Origin of the sequence: Tepidimonas fonticaldi, assembly GCF_001675355.1 — a bacterium.
Lineage (GTDB): Bacteria > Pseudomonadota > Gammaproteobacteria > Burkholderiales > Burkholderiaceae_C > Tepidimonas > Tepidimonas fonticaldi.
Genome location: NZ_LZDH01000034.1, coordinates 129,497 through 140,698 on the forward strand (window position 1 = coordinate 129,497; position 11,202 = coordinate 140,698).

General features: G+C 66.1%; 9 protein-coding genes and 1 riboswitch. Of the genes, 1 reads left to right on the top strand and 8 read right to left on the bottom strand.

What is annotated here, in order from left to right:
- Positions 1-25 precede the first annotated feature (25 nt).
- Entirely contained in the window at positions 26-1,150 is a 1,125-nt protein-coding gene (locus A9O67_RS04115) for a substrate-binding domain-containing protein (RefSeq protein WP_068607599.1), read from the top strand.
- Here the strand turns inward: A9O67_RS04115 and A9O67_RS04120 are convergent.
- From A9O67_RS04120 to A9O67_RS04160, 8 genes are all read right to left on the bottom strand, one after another.
- Positions 1,142-2,167: an MBL fold metallo-hydrolase gene (locus A9O67_RS04120; protein WP_068607601.1), complete on the bottom strand. Its 1,026-nt coding sequence runs from the start codon at positions 2,165-2,167 to the stop codon at positions 1,142-1,144. The genes A9O67_RS04115 and A9O67_RS04120 overlap by 9 nt on opposite strands.
- 198 nt (positions 2,168-2,365) lie before the next feature.
- Positions 2,366-2,944, bottom strand: coding sequence for a TMEM165/GDT1 family protein (locus tag A9O67_RS04125; protein WP_068607603.1), 579 nt, complete (start codon positions 2,942-2,944; stop codon positions 2,366-2,368).
- A gap of 4 nt (positions 2,945-2,948) precedes the next feature.
- A riboswitch (yybP-ykoY riboswitch) is annotated at positions 2,949-3,122 on the bottom strand.
- A 218-nt stretch (positions 3,123-3,340) separates the two neighbouring features.
- Positions 3,341-4,531: a DUF3322 domain-containing protein gene (locus A9O67_RS04130; RefSeq protein ID WP_068607605.1), complete on the bottom strand. Its 1,191-nt coding sequence runs from the start codon at positions 4,529-4,531 to the stop codon at positions 3,341-3,343.
- Positions 4,528-7,941 (bottom strand): ATP-binding protein, encoded by a 3,414-nt coding sequence (locus A9O67_RS04135; RefSeq protein WP_068607607.1) that lies wholly within the window; start codon positions 7,939-7,941, stop codon positions 4,528-4,530. Before A9O67_RS04135 ends, A9O67_RS04130 begins: the two co-directional genes overlap by 4 nt.
- Positions 7,934-8,626, bottom strand: a complete 693-nt coding sequence (locus tag A9O67_RS04140) for a DUF4194 domain-containing protein (RefSeq protein WP_068607609.1) — start codon at positions 8,624-8,626, stop codon at positions 7,934-7,936. Before A9O67_RS04140 ends, A9O67_RS04135 begins: the two co-directional genes overlap by 8 nt.
- Positions 8,627-8,665: 39 nt before the next feature.
- Positions 8,666-10,135, bottom strand: coding sequence for a DUF3375 domain-containing protein (locus tag A9O67_RS04145; RefSeq protein ID WP_068607611.1), 1,470 nt, complete (start codon positions 10,133-10,135; stop codon positions 8,666-8,668).
- 10 nt (positions 10,136-10,145) lie between these two features.
- Complete coding sequence (locus A9O67_RS13405) at positions 10,146-10,676, bottom strand: hypothetical protein (protein ID WP_156682243.1); 531 nt, start codon at positions 10,674-10,676, stop codon at positions 10,146-10,148.
- Between the two features lie 204 nt (positions 10,677-10,880).
- Positions 10,881-11,202: integrase core domain-containing protein (locus A9O67_RS04160; protein WP_156682244.1), on the bottom strand; the 322-nt coding region annotated here is incomplete at its 5' end.

Consider the following 11,202-nt stretch of genomic DNA (forward strand, 5'->3'; position numbering starts at 1 on the left):
CCGTCACATCGGGCACACTGTGGGCATGCGCAGGATTGGGCTTCACTACCTTCTGGACGACACGGGCAGCGACCATGCCGCCCCGCTGCGCAACCCCTTGATGGATCTGCTGTACGCCGTGCGCACTGGCGGCTCGATCGCAGCGGCGGCGCGTGCGCTGGGGTGGTCGTACCGACATGCGTGGGGACAGCTCAAATCGTGGGAAGACCGGCTCGGTCAACCGCTCGTGCACTGGGAGCGGGGCCAGGCCGCCACCCTCACCCCGTTTGCCGAAAAACTCATCTGGACCGAGCGGCTGGCGCAGGCCCGCCTGATGCCACAGATCGAGGCCCTGCGGGCCGAGTTGGAGCGCACCTTCGCGCTGGCCTTCGACCCGGACAGCCATGTGCTGCCGCTGTACGCCAGCCACGACGACGCCCTGCCGCTGCTGCAGACACACGCGGCCGAACACGCGCGCCTGCACCTGGACATCCGCTTTTGCGGCAGCGTGGAAGCGCTGCGCGCACTCGACGACGGGCGCTGCGTGGTCGCTGGCTTTCACACGCGTGAGCAGCCAGGCATCGACAGCCCCGCTGCGCGCGCCTACCGGCCGCTGCTCGCCCCGGGGCGGCACAAGCTGCTGGGCTTTGCGCAGCGCTGGCAGGGCCTGATCGTCCCCCCAGGCAATCCCCGCCGGCTGCGCGGTCTGGCGGACGTCGTGCGCTGGCGGCTGCGTTACGTCAATCGGCCCGAAGGCACCGGGACCCGGCTGCTGTTGGATGAGCTGCTGCGCGAAGCGGGCCTGCAACCGCAGGAGCTGCCGGGCTACGACCGCTGCGAGCCCTCGCACGCCGCCGTTGCGCAGACGGTGGCCAGCGGCAGCGCCGATGCGGGCTTGGGTACACAGGCGGCCGCGCAGCGGCTGGGGCTGGGCTTCGTCCCCTTGGTGCGCGAACGCTATGCCCTCGCCTGCCTCGAAACTGCCCTGGAGCAACCCGGGCTGCGCGCCCTGCGCGACGTGTTGACCACGCCCGCCTGGCAGGCGCGACTGGCCGGCATTCCAGGCTATGCGCCGCAGGACTGCGGCGCCGTGCTCTCTCTGACCGCGACGCTGCCGTGGTGGCGGCTGCCGCCAAAGCGCCGGCCCAGGAAGGCCGTGGGGTCAGAATAGCTCCCGCTCGGCTTCCAAGTACGCCAAACTGGTGTACTTGCCAATATTGGAGTCGAACCCCGCCATCCCCCGCGCCCGTGCGGCCACGCGGGGGTCCTTGAGCACGAGTTCCTTGGCCTTTTCCAGCGGCACGCCGTCCTTGACGGCCTGCACGCACGGCTCCCAAATGCCCTTGAGGAAAGTGCCGTAGTCGCGCAGCAGCGTCTTGCTGCCACGCCCATGCCCCGGCCACCACACTTGGTCGCCGGCGGCCTGTTGCAGCGCTTCGTAGTACTTGAACGTCCCCGGGTAGGAGCCATCGTCGATGTTGGCGATGCGGTTTTCCATCGCAATGTCGCCGACATAGGTGAAGCGATCCTGCACCACCTCCACGCACAGATCGGACGGCGTGTGCGCCTTGCCGTAGTGGTGCATGCGCAGGGTGACATCGCCAAAAGTGAACGTCTGCCCGTGCTGCACCGGCCGGTTGGGCGCCACCACCTGTGTGCCCATCGTGGCTTGGTTGGTCCAGCGCTCCATCAAGCTGCGCCACAGGCTGCCTTCGGCCCCTTTGATCTGCTCGATGGTGTGCGGCAAGGCGTAGATTGGCAGCGCCTCGCCGTACGTCTTGACGAAGGCGTGATTGCCCAGCCAGTGGTCGCCGTGGTAGTGGCTGTTGAAGATCGCCACCACGGGCTTGTCGGTCACGGTGCGGATCATGCGGACGACCATCTCGCCGTGCTGCAGCGAGCACCCGGCGTCGAGCATCACCACCCCCACCGAAGTCACGACGAACACCACATTGGCCATCACCCCGCGGTTTTCCGGCGTGGGAAAGCCGTCCTGAGCGTAAATCATCCAAACGTGGGGGGCGATGCGCTCGGGCTTCACATCGGGCACCGGCGGCCCCTCGATAAAGTCCTGCAACTGCTGGGCAAACAGCCGCACCTCCGGCATGGTGGCGAGGCCGGCCCCCACCAGGCCGGAGCCGGCGGCGATTTGCAACCAGCGGCGGCGGGACAGGGCGACAGAAGACATGGGGGCAACTCCTTCGGGGGCAGGCTCGGGGCCGAGCGGCTTTCAGCCCTCTCTTTTTGATCGCTCAATAAGCATACAACGATTGCACCAGCACGGCGACGCCCGCCGACAGTCCATCGACGCCGGGCGGACGGCGCAGCGATGCGCCCGTGCGACGGCCGCCAAGACGCCGCCGACGGGCCCGCCCCGGCCTGAGCGTCACACTCCCAGCGAGGCACCCGCCCCCATCAGCGTCAGCACCCCCAGCCCGGCAAAAATGGCGGCCGCCACCCCATGCACCAGCCGCATCGGAATGCGGTTGGCCAGCTTGTCGCCCACGAACACCGCCGGCACGTCGGCGATCAACATGCCCAGCGTGGTGCCGATGACCACCATCAGCGGCGCGGCGTAGTGCACCGCCATTGCCACGGTGGCAATTTGCGTCTTGTCGCCCATCTCGGCCAGGAAGAAGGTCACCAACGTGGCCCCAAAGACGCCAAAGCGCCGCGCAATCGATACCTCGTCCTCCTCGATTTCGTCGGGGATCAGGGTCCAGACGGCCATTGCAATGAACGACAGGCCCAGCACCCAGCGCAGCACCTGGGGGCTGACGGTGGCGGTGATCCAGGCACCCAGCGCCCCGGCCAGGCCATGGTTGGCCAACGTCGCGACCAGAATGCCCAGGATGATCGGCAGCGGCTTTTTGAAGCGGGCCGCCAGCAGGAAGGCGAGCAGCTGCGTTTTGTCGCCGATTTCGGCCAGGGCGACGACGCCCGTCGAGACGAAGAGAGATTCCATGGACGGTTCCCGGCCGGAGCAAAGACGAATGACCACGGCGCATCCCCGGCCGAGTCGGAGGCACCCTGGTCAAAGGTCTTGCCAAGTCCGGAAACCGCCTGCGCCATGGCAAAACTGCCAAGCATGTTGACGCAGGCCTCTGGCGGTCGCAGAGCGGCTACTCCCCAGTGACGGCAGGGATTGTAGCCGCGCCGGGGTCGGCGGAGGTGCCATCACCGCGCAGAACCGCCGCGGGTCAGGCGCCTAGCAGCCGACGTGCCAGCACCGCAAGCTGGGTCAGCAACTCGGCAGCGTTGGCCTTGAGGTAGCTGACTGATGGACTTGACTGGGGATGAGTAGCGCATGGGCCCACTGCTGAGATCGAACAGGACTGAATATGGTCTTTTATCGGTCCGCTCACAACCCGCTGCGTAACTGGTCGGTCAACCAACCAAACCCCACGCGCTCCTGCTCCAGACGCAGTCGGGGCTGCAGGCGATCGAACCGGAGCTCGTCATAGACCGCCGCCTCCTCGGGCGTGAGACGCGGCAAATCGTAGCGCACAGGCTCGGGCTCTTCGCCCCAGTGCAGTCGGTGGGCAAGCAGCGTCTCCCGGTCCATGAGGAAGGACGCCACGCCGGGGAAGTGGCCACGCAGCTGGTCGAGGATGGCGAACCCGTGGGTGTCAATGTCGCCCCAGTAATGCATTTGGCAACGATGCAGCCACGAGGCGCGCGCCAGCGGTTCCCAGCCGTAGCCTGCGCCAAAAACGACGATGGCGTCCGCAGTCGGCGGGAAGGCGAGGAAGTTGGTCTCGTTCTCGGTGATGAAGACGCGCCGGACCGGTAGCGCTAGCGCCACAAAGCTCGCAGCGTCCAGCGTGATGTCGGGCAGGTTCTGCGACGAAGATGGGCAGCCCGGAAGGCTGGGCAGCGACGGGTCGAGCAGGCGAAACCGAATCCGGACGGGCTTGTCCAGGAAGCCAAATCGGCGCGCGAACTGCGCGACGCCGGTCGCGTCAAGCTCGATGACTTCGGGTGGCAGAGCCAGGTCCAGCAACTCGGCCAAGACGCCTCGGTGGCCCTCGATGAACTTGCTGTCCACGCCGGGCACGTCAACCTGGCGCAGGTACACGCCCGGTCGAGGATGGGCCTGCAGCCATGCGACGACGGCCAGCAGACGATCCCAGCGGTCGACCAGATCCAGCGCCTGGATCGGCCGCCGAGACAGCCACGCCAGCAGCGGCGGCTGCGCGGCTGCCGTTTTGTGCCAGAGCGCCGCGAACCGCTGCGCTTGCCGAACCTTGCCGATGAAGGCCAAGGCGTCTTGCAGGGTATCGATCCAGACGGTCGCTGGGAGCCGCTGCATGCCCTGGACGCGGTGATTCCACTCGCGCCATTCGATTCGGACCTGAGGGGTATCGGCGATGGCGCGCACCCATTCACGAACGGCCTCGAATCGATCGGACAGGTCGGAAGCCGCGGGGACCTTCACGTTCAGGCGCAGGGGCCACGAAACGGCGTCCGTCACTGTGGCCCGCAGCAAGTCGCCCCGATCCCACAAGCGTTGGACCTGAGCGCGCAGATCGGCTGGCGTGGTCCAGCTCATGGTGCCGCGCGGTCTCCGGCGGCCCTGGCTTCGGCCATGCCTTCCGCTTTCTGAGCCCGGTACTCCTCGATCGACAGGCAGGGCAGCCGCGAGTCGCGTCCGCCCTCGTTGTGCACGAAGCCGACGCTGGCCACGAAGGGTTCGATGATGTGGATCTTCTGCAGCGGCGTGACGATCAACAGCTGCAGGTTGAGCTGCTGGAACAAGCGCAACCCGTACTGCGCCGACTCGTCCGATCCGCGCCCGAAAGCCTCGTCGATCACGACGAAGCGGAACGACCGCGAACGAACGGCGCCCCACTCCAGCCCGAATTGGTAGGCCAGGCTCGCGGCCAGCACGGTGTAGGCCAGCTTCTCCTTCTGGCCGCCCGACTTGCCTCCTGAGTCCGAGTAGTGCTCATGCTCGGCACCATCGGCGCGCCAGCGCTCGCTGGCCGAGAACAAAAACCAGTTGCGCACGTCGGTGACCTTGGCGGTCCAGCGCCGGTCGGCGTCCGACAGCCCTTCACGACCTCGGAAGCGGTCGATGATGGCCTTGACCTGCAAGAACTTGGCTTCCGAATACTGTTCGTCGGCCGAGCCCGTCATCGCGCCCTCGGTGCACGCCCGCAAATCCTGCTGGAAGTCGCGGATTTCTGCATCCGGGCTGGGCTGGGCCACCAGCTTGATGTACCGGCCGGGGTTGTAGTCGATGGCCTCAAGCGACTGGTTGATGAAATCGACGCGCTCCTTGATCGTTTCGCGCTCGCGGGCGAGCTGGGCGTTGAAATTGGCGATCTCGTTGATCGTGTTGACGTTCAATAGCTCCTTGAAGCGCACCTCGAATCGCGGCAGGTCATCGCGCTTCAAGCCGTCGAGCATCCGCTCGTATTCCGGCAGCGCCGCCAGTGCAACGTCCATCTCGACGGTCTCGGCCTTGAACTCCTCCTTGAAACCGCGCATGGCATTGACGATGCGCTCGGTGAGCCGCGCCAGGCGCTTGTCCTCGGCGTCGATGTGCTGCTGCAGCCGTTGGCGCACCTCCTGCTCGCGGTTGTCGCAAGACTCGACCGACAGTTGATGCTCGCCCAGCGCCTTCGAACGATATCCATCCAGGTGCTCGATCTGCTCCTCCGTCAGCGGCGAGTCGTTCCAAATGTGGACCGTCTGATTCCGCAGTTCCTGCGCCGTCGCATGCTTGGTTGCGACCTCAGCGCGTTTGTCTCGGGCCTCGTCGCGCTTGCGTTCCGTTTCCGCGAGCCGGCCTTGCGCCGCTTTGAGCTGGTGCCCCAGCTCTTGCAGCGTGTTGGATGCGGCTTCAAGCCGCACGCGCTCCTCGGCGAGCAGCGCGATCTGGCGCGCCGGGCTCATCCAGTCTATTTCGGCAAAGCGCGTGAACTCTTCCAGCTTGCTCAGTGCCTCCAGCCGCCCCCGCAGCTCGTTGCGCGCTTGCTGGATCTCGCCCAGGCGCTGCCCAAGTGTGGCGAGCCTTGCCTCCAGACGCTCCCGCTGGTCACGCAAGGCCCGCAGCTTGTCGGCGTTGCTCCAGCCGAGCACGTAGCGGCTGCGGTCGTCGATCCGGCTGCGGTCGTCCTTCTCGTGGCGACCGCTCGGGTCCTTGATTTGCCCTGCGCGCGTGATGGCGCGGCCCTCGCGGCGGAACTGCTCGCCGGTGTCGCAGCAGGCGAAGTCAAAGCGGTTTTTGAGTTCCTGCTCCAGCCACTCGTAGAGCGGCGAGTCCGGCTTGATTTGGAGCTTTCTCACCAGCGACTGCGGATGCAGCATCCCGCCTTGCGCCCCCTTCCTTTGCCGTACATGGAAGTACACCAGTCGGGCGCCGAGATGTTGGCGGTCCACCCAGTCCGCCACGGCCTGGTAGTGCGCATCCGGCACCAGCAGAGCAAGACCAAAGCCGCGCAGCAGCCGCTCGGCGGCGCCTTCCCAATCGCGCTGGTCGTCACGCACCTGGATAAGTTCGCCCGCGAAAGGCAGCTCGTCCTCGCCGATGCCCAACGCCGCGCACAACGCCTCGCGAATGCGAGCTTGGGCGGCGTCGATGTTGCTCTTGCGACGCTGGAGACTGTCGATCTCGTTGGACAAGGCCGCGTGCTCTTCGCGGCCCTTGCGAAACGCGAAGTCCTCCTCGCGCTCGCGGTTGTCCAAGTCGGCGATGCGCTCGCGCAAGTCTTCGGCACGCTGGGCAATGCTTTGCTGTTGAGCGAGGAAGCCGGCTTCATCCCCCGGCGCCGTCTCGTCGATGCGCGCCAGCAAGTCGCGATAGCGGTCGGCGCGTTGCTTGCGTTGCGCCTTGTCCTGCTCAAGACGGCGAATCTCTGCTGCCAGTTCCTCCAGGCGATCGCCGCCGTTGTCGCGCAGGGCGCGTTCCAGACGGCCGACCTCGATGCGCTCGGCTTCGCGCTGGGCGTCGAGACGCTCGATCTGCGCATCCAGCCTGGTTGCATCCTGCGCCAGCAGGTCAAGGCGGCGGTCCAGCAGCTCGCCCTTGAGCTTGGCGAAATACGGTCGCAGCTGATCGCGCGCCTCCCGCAAGCCCTGAATCTCGGCGGCCAGCGACTGATGACGATGGCCATCCTCGATCAAGGGCGTGAGCATCTCCACCTGCCGCTTGGCCTTGAGCACCGCCTGATGCGCCCGGTCCAGATCGTCGAAATGGCGGATCAGCGCCTCGATGCGTTGCCCCGAGTCGAAGGGCTCCAGCATGTGGCTGCGCACGAAGTCGGTGAGATTGCCCACCGACTTCATCGAGACGGTCTGGTGGAACAGTTCAAGGGCCTGTTCATGCTCGATGCCGAAGCGTCGGCGGAACCAGGCGCCATAGGGCGGGAAGCTGTCGAACAGCTCGCAGCCGGCGCCGCGCAGCTTCTTGCGCAGGGCGCCGATGTCGCTGCCGAAGCCGCTGAAGTCCTCGGCGATGGCCAGCGCCCGCTCGGCGGTCACGAACAGGCGCGCCGGCTGGCCCTGCGGGTCCTTCAACCAGAACACCTGGGCCAGCGTCACGGCCTGGTCATAGCCCTCGTTGCGGAAGACACCGAGGATGACCGAGTAGCTCGACGCATCACGCAGCGCCACGGGCCTGCTGCTCCCCGTGACTTCATTGCGCTCGCTCTTATAGTGGCCCAGCACGTAGGACCGCAGGGAGCGCTCGCGAGCATCCGCCCCGGCCGCCTTGTTGTAGGCCACGCGATGCGCTGGCACGAGTAAGGTGGTGATGGCATCGACCAGCGTGGACTTGCCCGAACCGATGTCACCCGTGAGCAGGCCATTGCGCCCGGCAAGCGTAAGCCGCCACACGCGCTTGTCGAAGGTGCCCCAGTTGAGCACTTCCAGCCGGTCAAGGCGGAAGCCGACGCGATTGTCGTCAGCGACGAAGTCCAGGCCCAGTGTCCCAGCGTCCATCGGTGCCTCACGCATCCGCCTTCTCCTGGCCGGTACCCAGACTCGCGCCGCCCGACAGCGCCGTGCGGTAGACCTCCAGCCGCGCGTCGAACTCCGCCAGCCACTGCGCATCGACAAAAGCTTTCAGGATGCGCCGCACTTCAAAGTGGCCTCTGTCCTGCCCACCGCCAGCAGCAGGCTTGAGACGGCGCAGAAAGCCCAAATCGACCACCTTGGTGATCGTCGCATCCACCTGGTCGATCAGCCGAGCCTCATTCGTGCCATCGGGCAGAAACACCCGCATCAGCTCGGCGATGTCGTCACGCGAGAGCACCAGCCGGGTGTCTCCACCGCCTGCGTCGAACTCGGCCATGCGGCGGCGCAAGAGCGCCAGCATCAGGCTCACCGGGTAGGAAAGCGGCCGGCGCGCGACGAGCCGTGGCAGGCGCGGCGCCCCCTCGGCCTCGTCCGGGTCCGGGCGGCTTTTCAGAAAAGCATGGCCCTCGGCCTCGTCCAGCACCAGGTCGAGCAGCAGCACGGCGGCCTGTTCCCGCACCCGCGCCTGCAGGCGCAAGAGGCTGGCCCACAAGCGCTCGTCGTCGTCGCGGTAGAGCACACCCTTGAGCAGGTGCACCATCAGTTGCGATAGCTCGGGCACCGCCGGCAGCGCGCTGGGTGGCGACTCCACCGAATCGCTCTCGTGCAGTGCGTCATCGTTCATGTTCTACCCTACCTGGCCATCTACCACTTGTGACCGCCGTCAACGCGTAAAGATCACCCGCGGCAAGCGCGCCTCGCGCGTCACGGCTTCTCCCTCGGCGTTGCTGGCCTGCCAGCGGATGGTGTCCTGCACGGCCTCGTCCACCATGGCGCGCAGGCCCTCCAGGGCGTCGCCGTCCCCAGCATGGGCCAGCTCCAGGTAGGCCACAAGTTCAGCCAATCCTTGTTTCAGCGGCTCAAGCTCCAGCAGCTCACGCAGCGTGATCTGCGCCTTTTGGCGCAGTGCGCGTTGCACGGCGGACCGCAGACGCGCCTTGTCCACCACGATCTGATCGAACAAGCGCGCGGTGTCGATGTCGCCCTCGCCAGCGACGAGCGCCATATCAGCCAGGCGCGGCTTCACGCTCGGCGTAAACAACGGCCTTTCCAGCGGCAGCTCGATGTCCGCCGCCATCGCGTCGATATGCATCACGGTACCAGCGGGCACGGCCCCGCGGAGGCTCAGCGCCTTGCTCTCGATGCCATGCAGCAAGTCCAGGATACGGCGGTTCTCCAGAAAGGCTCTGTCGTCCAGGAATCGGCGCAACTGCTGCGACAACTGGGCCACCGTCCGCTGCGTGTGCTCGCCTGCCTCCAGCCAGTCGTGATGCACGCGGCGGGTGCGTGGGTCGGGCGAAAGCTGAGCGACGGCGGGGAGCCGAAGTACCCGCTCCAGCCGCTCGGAGAGTTCCTCCTGTCGCCGGCTGGACATGAGGAAGTCCCAGAAGGCGCGGAAGCTGCGGCCCTGGTCGGAGTCGCCGATGGCATCGCGATCATTCATGATCTCGTCCAAGAGCGCCCCCTTGGCGCCTTCCCAAAGCGCGATCTTCTCACGCACCTTGCGGTCGAGCAGGCGGAAGTTGTGTTCCACCTCGCGGAAGTCGGCCAGCAGCTCGCGCGCCAATTGCTGGAACTGCTGAAAGCGGTCTTTGACCGCCGTGTCGTCCAGCAGTGGCACGTCGCCCGCGAGCACGCGGGCGATTTCGGCGTCCAACTCATCGCGCTTCTTGCGCAGATCGGCCACGCGCTTGATCGGGTCGGCCTCGGTGCCGGCGGTGATCTGCTCCAGCAACGCGAACAGCGTGAGCAGACGTGATTCAGTGCCGACGAAGGGGCGCTCGGTCAGCGTCAGCAACCAGGCGATGGCCTTCTCGGTGGCCGGCGTCAGGTCGAACTGCGCCTCGTCCGTGCCTGGCTTGTAGAACTTGCGCAGCCAGCCCTTGTCGGGCGCGGCCCAGTCGTTCAGGTAGTCCTGCGCGCCCTTGGGGTAGGCCTCGGGCCCCAACTGCTCACGCTGGGTGAACAGCTCGTCCTCCAAAGCTTCCACAAGATCGGCCTCGCTCATCACCCGCACATTCGGCGCCACGAACACCCGGTGCAGGAAGCTCGCCACCAGCGGCGCGTGCGGCGAGGCCAGCAGCCGCCAGGCGGGGTGGCGGTCGCGCAAGGCGCTGAGGGTGGCGTGGTCCATGACCTGGGGCTCAATCGGCCGCGTCGGGCGGGTTGGCGGCGGCCAGATACGCCAGTGCTGAGGCTTCCGACTCCTCGATGGCGATCTCGACCGCGCGCTTGGCAGCATCGAGGAGGCGGGTGGCGCGTTGGCGATGCGTCACCATGTGGCGCACCGCCGTCTGGTAGGTGGCTTGATCGCTGATCAGTGCCCGCGGTACCGGCAGATTCAACAATTCGCGTTCATCGAATCGTGGGTGATTCGAGCCGTCCTGGGACCACTTGAAGACGATCTGCGGCAAGCGAGAGCGCAGGTAGATCAACAGCGCTTCGACACTCAGCGTTGTTCCCTTCTTCGGCCTGAGGACGATGAACTCGGTCGAAGCAACTGCCGTGATCCCATCATCGCTCGGCAGCACAACGGCGATTTCTCGCAGGTACGAGCGCAGACGCGAAACGACCAAGTCGCCAGCGGCAATGCACTTCTTGGTGCTGGTGATCTCCTCAGGCGCCGTCGTCGGCTTTGACGGATCAAGAAAAGGATCGAGTGCGTCGGTTGTCATGTCCCGGATGATTATGGGGTCGCTTTTGGAACAAATCCGATCTTCGCCGATACCAGTCCTTCATGGCCTGCATGGGCGTGCGGGCATCGAGGGCAGTCTGAGGCAGATGGTGGTTGTAGAGCCAAGCGTAGCGCAAGAGGGTTTGCTCCAGGTCTTGGCCGCTGAGGGTAATCCCCCCGAAATCCAGCGCTCCGAGAAGTAGAGCTATGCGGCCATGGCCAGCCGCTGTTTTGGGGTGATGCCGCCCAAGGCCATGTTCGGGCGCTCGTGGTTGTAGCGCCACATCCATTGCGTGGCAAACTCGCGGACCTCATCAAGATCGCACCAATGGTACTGCGACAGCCACTCATAGCGCACAGTCCTGTTGAAGCGCTCCACGTAGGCGTTCTGTTGGGGCTTGCCGGGCTGGATGTGCTCGATGTGCTCGATGTGGATACCGCGGGCACTGGCCCAGTTCAGCAGCGCGGCGCTGATGTACTCCGGCCCGTTGTCGCAGCGAATGACTTGCGGCTTGCCGCGCCAGGGC

Coding starts and splice junctions, on each gene's coding strand:
- A9O67_RS04115 (WP_068607599.1), top strand. CDS start 26: ATGCGCAGGATTGGGCTTCACTACCTTCTGGACGACACGGGCAGCGAC.
- A9O67_RS04120 (WP_068607601.1), bottom strand. CDS start 2,167: ATGTCTTCTGTCGCCCTGTCCCGCCGCCGCTGGTTGCAAATCGCCGCC.
- A9O67_RS04125 (WP_068607603.1), bottom strand. CDS start 2,944: ATGGAATCTCTCTTCGTCTCGACGGGCGTCGTCGCCCTGGCCGAAATC.
- A9O67_RS04130 (WP_068607605.1), bottom strand. CDS start 4,531: ATGAGCTGGACCACGCCAGCCGATCTGCGCGCTCAGGTCCAACGCTTG.
- A9O67_RS04135 (WP_068607607.1), bottom strand. CDS start 7,941: ATGCGTGAGGCACCGATGGACGCTGGGACACTGGGCCTGGACTTCGTC.
- A9O67_RS04140 (WP_068607609.1), bottom strand. CDS start 8,626: ATGAACGATGACGCACTGCACGAGAGCGATTCGGTGGAGTCGCCACCC.
- A9O67_RS04145 (WP_068607611.1), bottom strand. CDS start 10,135: ATGGACCACGCCACCCTCAGCGCCTTGCGCGACCGCCACCCCGCCTGG.
- A9O67_RS13405 (WP_156682243.1), bottom strand. CDS start 10,676: ATGACAACCGACGCACTCGATCCTTTTCTTGATCCGTCAAAGCCGACG.